This window comes from Paenibacillus sp. FSL K6-1122, assembly GCF_037977015.1.
GTDB classification, from domain to species: domain Bacteria; phylum Bacillota; class Bacilli; order Paenibacillales; family Paenibacillaceae; genus Paenibacillus; species Paenibacillus amylolyticus.
In genome coordinates this window covers 38,169-52,646 of sequence record NZ_CP150272.1, presented here as the reverse complement: position 1 = coordinate 52,646, position 14,478 = coordinate 38,169, and the positions used below count along the sequence as shown (strand labels likewise).

General features: G+C 47.7%; 13 protein-coding genes. 1 reads left to right on the top strand and 12 read right to left on the bottom strand.

What is annotated here, in order from left to right; genetic code table 11:
* Window positions 1-108: 108 nt before the first annotated feature.
* From NSQ20_RS00240 to pth, 6 genes are all read right to left on the bottom strand, one after another.
* Complete coding sequence (locus NSQ20_RS00240; RefSeq protein ID WP_340031568.1) at window positions 109-1,857, bottom strand: polysaccharide biosynthesis protein; 1,749 nt, start codon at window positions 1,855-1,857, stop codon at window positions 109-111.
* A 166-nt stretch (window positions 1,858-2,023) separates the two neighbouring features.
* Window positions 2,024-2,566: a stage V sporulation protein T gene (spoVT, locus tag NSQ20_RS00235; protein WP_036606123.1), complete on the bottom strand. Its 543-nt coding sequence runs from the start codon at window positions 2,564-2,566 to the stop codon at window positions 2,024-2,026.
* Window positions 2,567-2,897: 331 nt separating this feature from the next.
* The gene (locus tag NSQ20_RS00230) at window positions 2,898-4,046 is read right to left on the bottom strand and encodes a peptidylprolyl isomerase (protein WP_127551186.1); all 1,149 of its coding nucleotides are present in this window, start codon (window positions 4,044-4,046) and stop codon (window positions 2,898-2,900) included.
* Window positions 4,030-7,557 carry a transcription-repair coupling factor gene (gene mfd, locus NSQ20_RS00225; RefSeq protein WP_036606125.1) on the bottom strand — a complete coding sequence of 1,176 codons (3,528 nt, stop codon included), beginning with the start codon at window positions 7,555-7,557 and terminating at the stop codon, window positions 4,030-4,032. Before mfd ends, NSQ20_RS00230 begins: the two co-directional genes overlap by 17 nt.
* 272 nt (window positions 7,558-7,829) lie before the next feature.
* A complete protein-coding gene (locus tag NSQ20_RS00220; protein WP_017691368.1) occupies window positions 7,830-8,060 on the bottom strand; it encodes an anti-sigma-F factor Fin family protein in 231 nt (76 codons plus the stop codon).
* A 97-nt stretch (window positions 8,061-8,157) separates the two neighbouring features.
* Complete coding sequence (gene pth / locus NSQ20_RS00215) at window positions 8,158-8,718, bottom strand: aminoacyl-tRNA hydrolase (RefSeq protein WP_036606126.1); 561 nt, start codon at window positions 8,716-8,718, stop codon at window positions 8,158-8,160.
* Window positions 8,719-8,857: 139 nt separating this feature from the next.
* On the opposite strand from pth, the gene NSQ20_RS00210 reads away from it, so the two are divergent.
* Window positions 8,858-9,058, top strand: coding sequence for a hypothetical protein (locus tag NSQ20_RS00210; RefSeq protein WP_024633712.1), 201 nt, complete (start codon window positions 8,858-8,860; stop codon window positions 9,056-9,058).
* A 300-nt stretch (window positions 9,059-9,358) separates the two neighbouring features.
* Here the strand turns inward: NSQ20_RS00210 and NSQ20_RS00205 are convergent, their stop codons facing one another.
* The 6 genes from NSQ20_RS00205 to ispE all read right to left on the bottom strand — a co-directional run bounded on the left by NSQ20_RS00205 (window position 9,359) and on the right by ispE (window position 14,413).
* The gene (locus tag NSQ20_RS00205) at window positions 9,359-10,312 is read right to left on the bottom strand and encodes a ribose-phosphate diphosphokinase (RefSeq protein WP_017691370.1); all 954 of its coding nucleotides are present in this window, start codon (window positions 10,310-10,312) and stop codon (window positions 9,359-9,361) included.
* Between the two features lie 101 nt (window positions 10,313-10,413).
* Window positions 10,414-11,814: a bifunctional UDP-N-acetylglucosamine diphosphorylase/glucosamine-1-phosphate N-acetyltransferase GlmU gene (gene glmU, locus NSQ20_RS00200; RefSeq protein WP_036606127.1), complete on the bottom strand. Its 1,401-nt coding sequence runs from the start codon at window positions 11,812-11,814 to the stop codon at window positions 10,414-10,416.
* Between the two features lie 68 nt (window positions 11,815-11,882).
* Window positions 11,883-12,077: a hypothetical protein gene (locus NSQ20_RS00195; protein WP_124118801.1), complete on the bottom strand. Its 195-nt coding sequence runs from the start codon at window positions 12,075-12,077 to the stop codon at window positions 11,883-11,885.
* Window positions 12,078-12,160: 83 nt separating this feature from the next.
* On the bottom strand, window positions 12,161-12,445 hold the full coding sequence (spoVG, locus tag NSQ20_RS00190) for a septation regulator SpoVG (protein WP_017691372.1): 285 nt from the start codon (window positions 12,443-12,445) through the stop codon (window positions 12,161-12,163).
* A 188-nt stretch (window positions 12,446-12,633) separates the two neighbouring features.
* Window positions 12,634-13,461, bottom strand: a complete 828-nt coding sequence (purR, locus tag NSQ20_RS00185) for a pur operon repressor (RefSeq protein WP_017691373.1) — start codon at window positions 13,459-13,461, stop codon at window positions 12,634-12,636.
* A gap of 97 nt (window positions 13,462-13,558) precedes the next feature.
* Entirely contained in the window at window positions 13,559-14,413 is an 855-nt protein-coding gene (gene ispE / locus NSQ20_RS00180; protein WP_026081373.1) for a 4-(cytidine 5'-diphospho)-2-C-methyl-D-erythritol kinase, read from the bottom strand.
* Window positions 14,414-14,478 lie beyond the last annotated feature (65 nt).

Below are 14,478 nucleotides of genomic sequence, written 5' to 3'. Positions count from 1 at the left end.
ATTCATCATGCCTGAAGAGGAATAATTACACGTATTATACCAGAATCATTCGATATCCTATAATTGCATATTAGCTGTGATGGGTGTAGAAGCACCGTGAGCATGGAGCTAGCGCAGCACACGCAGTCTGCGCAGCAGCTTGGCAAGGCGAGGCCCCAACTTGGGCACAGCCGCCAGCTCCGCGGCGGTCAGTAGCCCTGTCCAGGCCGCCGCCAGCAAGAACACGGCCGAGCCTGCGGCAATGCCCAGCAGGCTCACGCCCATCGCGGCCAGCCTGCGGTCGGCCGCGACACCCATGCCGCCGAGCACGGCTTCGGCGGCCCAGGCCGTGCCTAACGCCGCCAGACTCATGGCGGCGATCACCAGCGCCGGCTTCGCCAGGACGGCGCCAGGGGCAGGGCGCAGGGCGACAAGTCGCGCCAGCAGCGCCACATTCAGGCCAGCCGCCAGCATGTAGGCGACTGCGCCTGCCAGGGCCGCGCCGCTGATGCCCAGCGCCGGCACAAGCATGACGTTCAGCAGCGCCTTGACGCCTGCGGCGGCCAGCATGCTGAACGCGGGTGCGCGCACGGCCCCGAGGCCTTGCAGCAGCGCCGCCGCAATAATGCTGACGGTGCTGCCCGCAGCCGTCAGCGCCATGTACCGCAGCGCTTCGGTGCCTGCGGCATCTCCGTACAGCATGCGGTTAATCGGCTCCGCCAGCACCGCGAGACCCGCGGATGCCGCCAGGCCGATCAACCAGAACCAGCGCAGCGCGAGGCCTGCTTGCTGCCGGACGGCTTCTGGCCCGCCCTTTAACCGGGCTTCCGCCATCGCCGGAATAAACAGCACAGATAGTGACGTGGCAAGCATCGTCACCAGTTGAACCAGCGGCAATCCACGGTTGTAGATGCCGAAGGAAACCATCGACTGAAGCTCATCCAGTCCTTCTCCCCGTAGCAATCGGGGCACGGTGAAGGTATCCACCAGATTCATCAGCGGTACAGCCAGCGACCCGAGACAGACGGGAATGGCGTACATGAGCAGCGTCTTGATCCACTCACCATTGGATCGTGATCTTTCTGCCAGAGCCGGGTTAATAGCACTCACCGTTTTCTTCAGCGGCGTAACCGGTGTATTCTCCTGGCGCTCATGATGATTTGATCCAACCTCTCCGCTGTTACTGCTCCATTCCGAATCCAATTGTTCGGTGACGACTTCCCTGCCTTTCCGCCGATGACGGACCATGTAACCTAACATGGTTAACAGTCCAACCATTCCACCAGCAACGGAGCCCATCATGGCACCAGCAGCAATAGTCTCAAGCGAAGCGTCCCGTCTCATCAACCACAGAAGAAGAACAATCATGACGGTGACACGTATCGTCTGCTCCACCACTTGTGATACTGCTGTTGGAACCATCTGCTGTAATCCCTGAAAATATCCACGCAGCCCTGTCATTACCGGTACGAACAATAACGCCCATGAAGCAGCACGAATCGATGGAACCACATGGCGGTTGCCAATCATGTCAGCGATCAGCGGCGCACCTGCATACATCAAAAGCGCCATTATAATTCCAATTCCCCCGAGCAGTAGGGAAGATAGTCGAATAATTCTTCTGCTCTCGTCTGGTCTTCCGAGTGCGTTCTGTTCTGCTACGAATTTGGATACGGCCAGCGGCAGTCCTGCAGCAGCAAGCGTGATAATGAGCATATATAACGGATACACCGTATTGTAGATGCCAAATACACCGTCTCCCCCCAGATTCTGCAGCGGAATCTTCTGAAAAGCACCAATGATTTTAGAGATAATGGCAGCAAGCCCAAGTATAAATGCACCCTGTAGCAGCCTTGAGCCTGTAGACGGCTGTTTCATAAGTCCCTCCCGCGTAATCCTTTTAAGCATACCTTGCTATTATACCTGCCTGAAGGCACACAGACTAACCCTCCCCCATCACAATCATCCGGATTAACTTTGTTGTCCCTTAAAATGCAAAAACTCCCGTATGCCCAAGACAGGGCACCAGGAGTTGATCTGCGGTCTATTGTTCCATTTGCTTGCCAAGGAAACCAGCAGCCGTCTCAGACATCTTCACTTCCATCTGAGACATCTTCACCGATTCATCCTTATTAAACAGGATAACCGTTCCGATGGGGTCACCACCTGAAATAATCGGCGCAATAACAAAAGAGGATAACGTCTCGTCATGATCTTTGCTAAGTTCATAAGAACCGTTGTTTGTTTCCAAAATGGTCTTTCTGTTTTCCATACATCCCTCTAACAGTTGACCTACCTGCTTGTCCAAATACTCTTTTTTCGAACCACCTGCCACCGTGATAATGGTATCCCGGTCAGAAATCATCGTTACATGTCCTGTACTCTCATACAGGGATTCTGCATATTCTTTGGCAAAATCACCAAGTTCGCCAATTGGCGAATATTTTTTAAGGATAACTTCTCCATCACGATCCACGAAAATTTCCAGTGGATCACCTTCACGAATACGTAACGTACGGCGGATTTCTTTTGGAATGACCACACGACCAAGGTCATCTATACGGCGGACAATACCAGTAGCTTTCATTTCACATGTTGCCCCACTTTCTCGAGAAGATTTTTCAACTACTGTTCCTTAATGGGTAGAGGAAAGTCCCAGAACGTTTAGTGTGATATCTTGACCATAGTATTCATCTGTTCCCATTTCCTTATACATGCTTCGGAGAATATAGTTGTGTAACTTTCGAAGAAGGCGACCATGTACCCATACGGTTTGAATGTATACAAGAAGAAGCAAGAAGGAGGTCCTAAGTCCTCCCCTTGCTTCTCTGTATGGTTGTCCATATTTACGAAGTACAAGGCATTCATTCGGGCGAATTTAACCCCTGAACGTATGCTAACACAGCAATTTTACCAGCTTACTTGCTGCTTGTACCTTCATCTGTAGTTGCATCTTTGTCTGTTCCAGTCGTACCTTGGTCAGTCTTGGTATCCGTACCTGTGGAGTCATCCGTTTTTGGTTCGGTTGTTTTTTCTCCTTCAGTTCCTGTACCCGTAGTGCCTTCAGTCTTACCTTCTTCAGCTTTTTCTGTTTTTGGCAGTTTAACTTCTTTTACGATTTTGTCCAATTCATTTTGCATGAACGTATCGATTTCGGCTGCAGCCAATTGGCTCTTCAGACTTTCTTTTTGTTCAGCCGTCAATTTGGCAAAGTCAGCTTCTGTACGAGCTTCCACTTTCATGACGTGGTAACCGTACTCTGTCTCTACTGGATCACTGATTTTGTTCAGTGGCAATGTTTTTGCAGCTTCCTTAAATGCCTCTACCCAGCTACCTACAGGTGTATTTTCATACAGTCCACCCTTTTCAGCAGAACCTGGATCTTCGGAATATTTTTTTGCAATTTCAGCAAAATCAGCTCCGCCATCCAACTTGGTTTTTACTTCTTTTGCAATTTTAAGTGCATCTTCTTTTTTACGCTCTTTTTGCGTTTTTGGATCTGTGAAGTTAATCAGCACGTGACGAACGGAAGCCGTTGTGAACTGATCTTTGTTTTTCTCAAACTCAGCCTTGATTGCATCGTCCGTAACGCCTGTTTCTTTATCTTTGATTACTGTCATGATCCGAGTCATGTAGTCTTTAATGTTGTCGTCAGTCAGTTTCTGAGCTTTGAGCATTTCTGTCCATTGATCTGCCTGAACAGAAGCTTTCATTTTATCGAATTGCTCAGTTGCCGCTTTTGTACCTGCTGTTTTGGCTTCTTCACTTGCTTTGCCACTCAGATATTCATAAGCAACTTCCTGTTTTACCAGATACTCTTTGAAATCGTCCATATCCATCATTTGTGCATACTCCGGATAGAGGAATTTCATGACACGTTGCTCCATATCGAATTCATTGGCTGTAATAGTACCACCATCATACGTAGCGACTACAGCACTTGTATCCGTGGATTCAGGTGTTTTTGCTTCTTCCTTCTTGCCACATGCAGCAAGCAGTGATAAGGATAGTACTGCAACCATGCTCACAGACAGTACTTTTCCTACTTTTTTATACTTTGGTAACATCCTTTAGTTCCCCCTTTGATTTAAAAGCAGTTTTCATGGACTCCAGAATTTTCTCTACCAGCTCCATCAGTTGCTTATCCCCAAGCCCCTTGCCTTTAGCGTGAATCAGCATATGGGGTCCTTGTTCAAATTGTACACGTCTTTCGAACTGATTTCCAATGTGCGCGATTTTCGAGAGTTCAAAGGCATGTTCACGCCCTTCATAGAACTTCACGGTAATGTCCTCACCACGTTGGGAAATGGACTCAATACCGTAGATTTTGCCGTATACTTTCATCCGCGCTACAGCCAGCAAGTTAATGACGGCTTCCGGAAGATCACCGAATCGGTCAACCAATTCGTCTTCCAACTCCATCGCATCGTCGAAGGATGCAATGACCGCCACTTTTTTGTAGATCTCAATCTTCTGAATACTGTCATAGATATAATCGGACGGCAAGTAGGCATCGATACTGAGATCCAGGGTTGTGTTCCACTGATCTGAAGGTACCGGCTCCTCGCCAAGCATCGTAACTTTGCGTTTGTTGATCTCCTCTGCGAGCATCTGGGAATACAGATCAAACCCGACGGAAGCGATGAAACCATGCTGCTCCGCTCCTAGCAGATTTCCCGCACCACGAATCGACAAGTCACGCATGGCAATTTTGAATCCTGAACCCAGTTCGGTAAATTCTTTGATTGATTGCAGACGTTTCTCAGCAACTTCGGTAAGCACTTTATCCCGTTGGTACGTAAAATAGGCATACGCAATACGGTTGGAACGACCCACACGTCCGCGCAGCTGATACAGCTGGGAGAGTCCCATTTTATCCGCATCATGTACAATCAGTGTATTTACGTTTGGAATATCTACCCCGGTCTCGATGATACTTGTGCTCACAAGCACGTCATATTCACCATCCAGGAAGTCCAGAATCGTTTTCTCCAGCTCTGTTTCCGACATCTGACCATGTCCCACACCAACTTTGGCTTCAGGCACAAGTTCAGAAATTTCGGCAGCCATCTCCTGAATTCCCTGAACACGGTTGTAGAGGTAGTACACTTGCCCACCACGGGCAAGCTCACGCTCAATGGCTTCACGAACAAGCGCCTGGCTGTGTTCAACCACATAGGTCTGCACCGGGAAACGATTCTCTGGTGGAGTCTCGATAACGGACAGATCACGCACACCCAGCATGGACATATGAAGCGTCCGCGGAATCGGCGTTGCCGTCAGTGTCAGCACGTCCACATTGGTTTTCAGCTTCTTCAGTTTTTCCTTATGGGTAACACCGAAGCGCTGTTCTTCATCAACAATGAGCAGTCCAAGGTCCTTGAACACCAGATCCTGCGACAGCAATCGATGCGTCCCGATGACAATATCCACTGTGCCTGCCTTGATGCCTTTGGCTGTTTCATTCTGCTCTTTACGGGAGCGGAACCGGCTAAGCACATGAATGTTGAACGGATAACCGGAGAAGCGCTCACGGAACGTCTCAAAATGCTGCTGTGCCAAAATGGTTGTTGGCACGAGGACAGCCACCTGTTTGCCTTCAATAGCTGCTTTAAATGCAGCCCGAATAGCCACCTCGGTTTTGCCGTAACCAACATCCCCACACAATAAACGATCCATTGGACGGTTTTGTTCCATGTCCTTCTTGATTTCTTCAATCGCACGCACCTGATCACGTGTCTCATCGTAAGGGAACATGTCCTCAAACTCCTGCTGCTCCGCAGAATCCTTGTCGAATCCAAACCCTTTGGAGGTCTGACGCTCTGCATACAGCTTAATTAGATCATCAGCAATATCCTGTACAGATGTGCGGACTTTATTTTTAACCCGTGTCCACTCATTGCCGCCCAGCTTGTATATTTTCGGTTCTTTCTCTTCGGAACCAACATATTTCTGAATCAGATCGATCTGCTCAATAGGTACAGACAGTTTGTCTCCACCCGCATAGAGAATATGCATGTAGTCCTTATGAATACCGCCAACTTCGAGGGTGCCGATCCCCAGGTACTTACCAATCCCGTGGTTCTGGTGAACGACATAATCGCCCACTTTTAGCTCGCTATAGGATTTGATCCGTTCAGCATTATCTACATTCCGAATCGGTTTGCGTACTTTACGCTGTTTTTGCGAGAACATCTCGCCCTCGGTCACAACAGCCAAATGAATGGATGGCATTTCAAATCCCGTTTGCAAATTACCGATCATCATCTCTGGTTCTGGAATATCATAGTCCATCAGTACCCGGCGCATCCGCTCGAGTCGCTCCTCACCGTTCGCCAGCATAAGTACTTTGACTCCGGCCTTCTGCCAACGCTCCATCTCTGCCTTCAGTACGTTCATCTGTCCATGGAAATCCTGCATGCCACGACTGATGAAGTTCAGAATGTTCTGTGGTTGGGTGTGTGGAACTTGGCGCAAAAAGATCGACATAAACAGCGTCTGGAATGGACGCTCATACAAGAGTTCATCACCGTCTGCGGATAATGGAAGATCCGGAAGTGTTTTCCCGTTTTGCATCAAATGCAGGTTCCACTCCGATTCATCACGGTCCAGCTGTTTCGATGTCTCCGATAGTCTGGCAGGCTCATCAAGAACCAGCAGGGTATCTTCTGGCATATAGTCGTAGATCGTTTTGTTCTCCGGATAGAGCGGAGAAATATATTTATACATTTCGGAGAAATACACGTGTTCCCGCAAAAGCTCGATCTCCCGGTGAATTTCCTCACGAAGACGCAGCTTCGCCTGCCGGTCCGTCATTTTCTCCAGCTGTTGCTCCAGCAAAAGAGCAGCCGCATCGGCAGCCTTTTCCATACGTTCACGATCTGCAATTAACTCCTTGCATGGTAAAACCGTAATTTCTTCAATCCGTTCAATCGAACGCTGATCCGCTGGATCAAATGTCCGAATGGAGTCTATCTCATCATCAAATAACTCCACCCGATATGCGATCGATGAAGTAACCGGATAGAAGTCGATGATACCTCCGCGTACACTCATCTCACCACGAGATTCCACGCGTTCCACACGCTCGTACCCGAGCTTTACCATCTCCAGCAGGAAGGAGTCCAGTTGAAGTGTGTTACCCTGTTTAATCAAAATTCGAGCATTGGCCATCACTTCCGGAAGCGGAACATAACGTCTTACCCCGGAAAAAGGAATAACAACAACGCCCCTGAATCCCTGGGCGCAGCGGACCAACACATCAATACGCTGACCCAATGTTTCCGGGCTGGAAACAGCAGCTTCCGCAGCGACAAGTTCGTTGGCAGGATAGATTAACACCTGATCAGGTGAAAGCGCTTCCTGTAAATCTTCTGCAATTTTTTGTGCTGAAAACATATTATGTGTTACTACGAGCAATGGTCGGTTCATTTCCTGATGCAGAGCAGCCAGCATAATCTGACGCGCCGAGCCGGATAGACCCGAAACCAATTGTTCCTTCATGCCGGACTTGATTCCGGCTGTAATGGATCCGAAGTCCGGATCTTTGGAAAAAGCCTGTATAAGTGCTTGTAACAAAAGGGGCACCTCTCTTATAACTTACTTGATTATCTCACGCATACGCGTAGCATCACTATTAAAATGGATACAAATTCCTTTTTGTCCTGTTTCATCATATCGGATTACTCGCAACATTGCCACATCTGTTGATGCGGCTGAGCCTGATTTCGAGATAGCCATGACTTTCATGCCAACTGAAAAGAAGCCTCAGCAGGCTGCCAAGGCTATAAAAGGTGGAGCGTTATTACGCAACCGCCCTCAACTGTCATTCGATCCTGTACAGGCGATGTCTACTGAAGCGGACTCGCGAGCAGGCTAAGCTCCGGATTGTGCTCCAGGGCTTCCTTACAGTAATCACATGTAATCCGAACGGTAATGTCACCACCGGAATTATACGCTATTATATCCCTCCGCTCGTCGGGGGTCAAGAAATGAAAGCCGAGCTCTACTTCCGTTATCCGGGCAGAATCGATTCGTCCAATAAAGGTACGGCAATGCCTACATACGTAATTCACTGACATGTTTATGCCTCCTGAACATGGTTTATACATCCAGTATGTCCAGTATGGCTGAATCGAACCCGTCTTTATGATCATTTTACCAGTATGTCTTACAAAATTAACCGTTAAACTTCGCCATTGTTTGTTCAAACGTATGAGTCAAGCTATGCTCCAGGGCATCACATGTTTGCTCAATGGTCTGATCAAGGGCTTCCTTTTCTTTCTTCATAAATGTCGACAGTACATAATCAACAATGGCATGTCCTGGTTCAGGCCGGGATATTCCCATGCGCACCCGGTTAAACTGCTGTGTACCGGTATGCTGAATAATGGACTTGATTCCATTATGTCCGCCTGCACTACCTTGGTAACGCAATCTGACTTTGCCAATCTCTGTATCCATGTCGTCGTACACAACAATCAGATCTTCAAGACTAACTTTATAAAAATCCATATATGCTCGAACCGATTCACCAGACAAGTTCATATAGGTCATTGGTTTGATCAGTACGGTTTTCACACCGCCAATATTGCCTTCTCCAATCAGCGCTTTACATTTATTCTGTGTAATGGAGATATTATGACGATCAGCCAACCGATCCAGTGCCATAAAACCGATATTATGACGGGTTTTGGCATAGTTCGAGCCTGGATTTCCAAGTCCGACAATCCACTTCATCTTGTTCCCTCCTTCGGATTAGCCTGAGGTGAGGCATAGACTTCGAATCTTATATTTCATATAATATCAAGAAAGTAAAGATCGATTTACTGTAGTGTTCACAGTTAATATTTTATCGACCCAGGAAGGTGAGCGGGTTTTGCGCGAAGACAATGGACAACTGACTCAACATAGCGATTTTATCTATCATCTCGAATATCACGTACCTGTACAGGTATACGACCGCGACACCCATATTGAGATTGGTCTAATCACACGTTTCGATAATCAATTCGTCGAAATTGCCGACACGCTTTTTCATCGGCGTCGTTTCCGATTTATCTCCCGCCCCGGGTATTAACCATATTAAGATGAACGAACCATTTTACACTGGATCACTGCGCGTGCAGAAACATCTTCCGATCGCTGTTATCCCCAGATTTTTTGATTCCCTTTTCAAAGGGAAAATCCGGTGATAAAGGCGAACGCTTCGCTTCTTCAGATCTTTTCTGCCCTCTCCGTTATTGTGTAAATGAGTAGTTCAAACTTATATGGACTGACCAGCGTCTGTTTCACCTTTAATAAAACGGCACGCCGACAGGGGTTACATTTTCCATTGAACCGGAAAACGTAACCCCTCTACTACTTTATGCAGACATCCTTATTCAATTTCAAACAGCTTGCTGATTGACAATTCCTCATGAACCCGGATAATCGCTTCTCCGAGCAAAGGCGCTACAGACAACACTTTGAGTTTGCTTGTCGGATTAGCATGCGTAATTGGAATGGTGTCCGTTACGATGACTTCCTTCAATGGTGCATTCTCCAAACGTTCCATCGCAGGTCCGGACAATACCGGGTGAGTACAGCACGCGTATACTTCTTTTACGCCGCCTTCCATCAGAGCATTCGCTCCCAGTACAATCGTTCCCGCCGTGTCAATAATGTCATCGATCAGGATAGCTGTTTTACCCTCGATGTTACCGATAATGTTCATCACTTCGCTCACATTTGGCTCAGGACGACGTTTATCGATAATCGCCAGGGGTGCATTCAGGAAATCAGCCAGTTTACGTGCGCGCACTACGCCACCGTGGTCAGGCGACACAACAACCGGATTTTCGATCTGTTTCGACCGGAAATATTGAGCCAGAATTGGCACGCCAAGCAAATGGTCGACTGGAATGTCGAAGAATCCCTGGATCTGCATTGCATGCAAGTCCATCGCGATGACACGGGTTGCACCCGCTTTTTCAATCAGGTTAGCAACCAGTTTCGCTGTAATCGGGTCACGTGAACGTGCCTTGCGATCCTGTCTTGCATAGCCATAGTAAGGAATAACGACGTTAATCGTCTTGGCAGATGCCCGTTTGAGTGCATCAATCATAACGAGCATTTCCATCAGGTTATCATTAACCGGCAAGCAAGTGGACTGCACGATATAAACGTGACAACCCCGAACACTCTCGGAGAGTTTCACTTGAATCTCGCCATCACTAAAGCTGGTTGTGTGAGATTCACCCATAGGGATCCCGATATAATCAGCAATTTGATGGGCGAGCTTGGGGTTAGAATTGCAAGTAAATATTTTTAATTTCGAATCAAAATAAGTCATAAAATAAAAACCCTCCGTGCTGGTTCATTGGAATCAATAAGCGTCTGCGACATGTCGGCACCTCCCCGATCTTCGGGAGGCAATCTTGTTATCAAAACCCCTTATTGGGGTTTGGCATTTTGTTTCTTGGCTTTGGCACGTCCGCGAATCTTCTCCGCATAACCAGGTTTATTCTCCTGACGTGGACGAGCAATGGCCAGATCATTCTCGGGAACGGAATGGGTAACGGTGGAGCCAGCAACCACATAAGCGCCTTTTCCTACCGTAATCGGTGCAATCAGATTGACGTTGCTGCCTACAAAAGCATCATCTTCAATCGTTGTCACAGCTTTATTATAACCATCATAATTGACAGTTATTGCCCCGCATCCAACATTTACGTTTTTCCCTACTTTGGCATCTCCAATATAGCTGAGATGAGATACTTTGGAACCTTCATCAATTGTAGCATTTTTCACTTCAACAAAGTCACCAATTTTTACGTTGCGACCCAGCTTAGTCCCTGGACGCAAATTAGCAAATGGACCTACCGTTGCATCAGAACCAACCTCGGCATTGGATACTACCGAATGTTTAATTGTAACTCCGTCCTGAATAACACTGTCTTCCACATCTGCCTGAGGACCAATATGACATGCTTCACCAATGGAAGTTGTGCCTTTGAGGATTGTCCCCGGATACAAAACTGTATCTGATCCAATCGTAACATCCGCTCCGATATATGTCGATGACGGATCAATGATTGTCACACCGTTCAACATATGGCGTACGGCAAGACGTTCACGCATGAAGGCTTCGGCTTGCGAAAGTGCAAGACGGTCGTTAACCCCGATGGATTCTGCGATGTCATCCGACATGTAAGCTTCAACCACTTCTCCATCATTGCGGAAAATGCCAACTACGTCTGTGAGATAATACTCTCCCTGAGCGTTCTGGTTCGTCACTTTTTCCAAGGCAGCGAACAATTTTGCATTATCGAAACAGTATGTGCCTGTGTTAATCTCATTCACAGCATCTTCCTGCTCTGTGCAATCCTTTTGTTCCACAATCCGTTGTACAGATCCATCTTCTCCGCGAATGACGCGGCCATAACCTTTGGGATTGTCCAACTGAGCCGTAAGAACTGTGGCTGCTGCTCCGCTGCTCTCATGCAACTTCATCAGACCTTCCAACGTCTCACTGGTCACAAGTGGTGTATCTCCGCAGACCACAATCGTAGAGCCAGTTTCACCGCCAAGCAAGGATTTAACCTGCTTCACTGCATGACCTGTACCCAGTTGTTCCGCCTGAAGTGCATACTCCGCTCTGGAACCCAAAAATGACTGCACCGCTTCGGCACCATGACCGACTACAACTACACTGCGTTCAACGCCTGCGCTGAGTGCTGCATCCAGCACATGTCCAACCATAGGTTTACCGCATACGGGATGCAGTACTTTGTACAATTTTGATTTCATTCGTTTTCCTTGCCCTGCGGCAAGAACGATTGCCATTCGTTTCAAAATTAACGACCTCCTGTTCTGAAAATCCCATTGAAATGCATTGCTGATCTATATCCAATGAGTATCGTTCAGCCGGCTTCAAGCCGGTCCTGTTCATCGCCTGCTGTCTCTGTAATCACACGTAACAACGCGGACACCAACGAATCGTGACCTATATGTATACGCCGTGTACCTGCGAGCTTAACCGAATCCCAATGATTCCTAAGATGCCGCCCTGCCACCAAGCGCACGATGCGCTTTTTGTTCTCTGCTAATAAACTCAATACTGAATATATCTTATTCCGGTCAAAAAGAAAAGAGAGCCATAAGACATGGCTCTCTTTTCCTTCGAACCCCAATAATGTTCTCAGGCACCTTCTTCAATGACTTCTTCCTCAGTTGCCGCACGATCGTATTCAGTCAAAACTGCTGCCTGAATCTTCTCACGCGTACCGGAAGAGATCGGGTGGGCGATATCACGGAACTCTCCATCAGGAGTACGTTTGCTCGGCATAGCAACAAACATTCCGTTGTTACCATCAATGACACGAATGTCATGAACGACGAATTCGTTATCGATGGTAATGGATGCGATAGCCTTCATTCTCCCCTCCGAGTTAACACGGCGGAGTCTGACATCCGTAATTTGCATGTGTGTGTTCACCACCTTTTTCCATCAGAACTTGGTGTATAATTCCACACAGCATATACGAACTCCTTCTTTTTATAACCACAAAAATTTCCTAATTTCAGGAATTTTTTTATTTAATACACAATTCGACAACGTTAGTGCCAGGTCGATGGAAAAGACCTTTTAACGACATAACATTCGTCATCTTTCTACAGGTCAAAATAGTTGCCAGGCTTGACGGAAATCTGTCTGCTCTTGGCATCAACCGCTGTCAGTTTCGCCAGAGATACGTAATCTGTTAACAGGCGTTCTTCTGAATCTACAGAACCAGATTCCACCAGTACCCCTACCCCGGCTACTGTAGCATTAAACTCGGCCAAAAGATCGATCATTCCTTGCACCGTACCCCCGGCCTTCATGAAGTCATCCACAATAAGTACTCTGGAATGCTCACGCATCGCCCTACGAGAGAGGGACATGGTATGCAGACTCTTGTGGGACCCGGATACATAATTGATACTTACGGCCGATCCTTCTGTAGCCTGATGGTCCCTGCGTACGAGCACGACAGGCAGGTTGAGCTGGGCACCGGTTGCATAAGCCAATGGAATTCCTTTGGTTTCTACCGTCATAACCACATCAATATTCATATTGCCAAAGGCCGTTGCAAAAATCTTGCCGGCTTCATTCATCAATGCGGGCTGACCAAGCAAGTCGGACATGTACAGGTATTCTCCAGGCAAGATCCGATCAGGTTGCGCGAGCTGGGTCGAGAGCCGCTCCGCAAATGCCAGTGCCAGTTCTCGGGATACCTTCGGAATCCATCTTACTCCCCCGGCTGCTCCAGCCAGTGTATGCAGTTCTCCTGACCCACCTTCTTCGAACACTTCTTTGATAATCGCTAAATCTTCACTAATTGAAGACTTTGCGGCACCATAACGTTCGGCAAATGTGGTCAACGGAATAACCGTATGCGGTCTGGACAATAAGTATTGCGTCATTTCAACCAGCCTTGCGCTTCGTTTTAACTTCTTCACAGAGATCCATCCTCACGATCACGGAAACATCCAAATCCGAATAATTATTTAAGAATATAACACCTTTATACGTGTTTGTACATTATAAAAGCGAATTTTACGTTAACATACGTACAGCATACACTTCTTTACAGAACCCACGCAGACCATTGTATATCCGGGCAACCTTGGATTCTTTGGAAACCAGACCAAATACCGTTGGACCGCTACCAGACATTAACACGCCGTCTGCACCCAATCGAATCATGGCATCCTTCAGATGCTGAACTTCCGGATACAGCTTCAACGTCACATCTTCAAGCACATTGCCCATCTGGTCACAGACTTCCGTAAATGATTGATTGCGTATAGCCTGCTCCATTTTAGCTGCACTCGGATGACGAACAATCTTGTCACTGCGGAACCTTCCGTACACATCGGCTGTAGACACATTAATCGGAGGCTTGGCCAGAATTACCCAGCACTGCGGCGGATTAGGAATGGGAGTTAACTTCTCACCACGGCCTGTAGCGAGTGCAGTCCCTCCTGTGATACAGAATGGAACATCCGACCCAAGTTCAGCCCCAAGTTCCTGAAGTTCGTGATCCGGTATATTCAACCGCCACAGACGGTTCAATCCACGCAGCGCTGCTGCTGCATCACTGCTACCGCCGGCGAGTCCGGCTGCAACTGGAATCTTTTTATCCAGATGAATGTGGACGCCCGTACGCACGTTATAGCGTTCCTTAATGAGTCTGGCTGCCTGGAAAGCCAGATTCTTCTCGTCGAGCGGGATATAACCCGCCTGACTGGAGATGAAAATAGTATCTCGCGGCAGCTCTGACATTTCCAGCCGATCAGCCAGATCGACCATGGTCATGATCATTTCAACTTCATGGAATCCATCGCTTCTTTTATGTAAAACGTCCAGCATCAAATTAATTTTAGCAGGCGCTTTTTCGTAAATTTTCAAGGCGTTCACCCGTCCTCACCTTTTCCCTAAGACAACTTAACATATTATATCAAAATGGGGCTGTC

Coding starts and splice junctions, on each gene's coding strand:
- NSQ20_RS00240 (WP_340031568.1), bottom strand. CDS start 1,857: ATGAAACAGCCGTCTACAGGCTCAAGGCTGCTACAGGGTGCATTTATA.
- spoVT (WP_036606123.1), bottom strand. CDS start 2,566: ATGAAAGCTACTGGTATTGTCCGCCGTATAGATGACCTTGGTCGTGTG.
- NSQ20_RS00230 (WP_127551186.1), bottom strand. CDS start 4,046: ATGTTACCAAAGTATAAAAAAGTAGGAAAAGTACTGTCTGTGAGCATG.
- NSQ20_RS00220 (WP_017691368.1), bottom strand. CDS start 8,060: ATGTCAGTGAATTACGTATGTAGGCATTGCCGTACCTTTATTGGACGA.
- pth (WP_036606126.1), bottom strand. CDS start 8,718: ATGAAGTGGATTGTCGGACTTGGAAATCCAGGCTCGAACTATGCCAAA.
- NSQ20_RS00205 (WP_017691370.1), bottom strand. CDS start 10,312: ATGACTTATTTTGATTCGAAATTAAAAATATTTACTTGCAATTCTAAC.
- spoVG (WP_017691372.1), bottom strand. CDS start 12,445: ATGCAAATTACGGATGTCAGACTCCGCCGTGTTAACTCGGAGGGGAGA.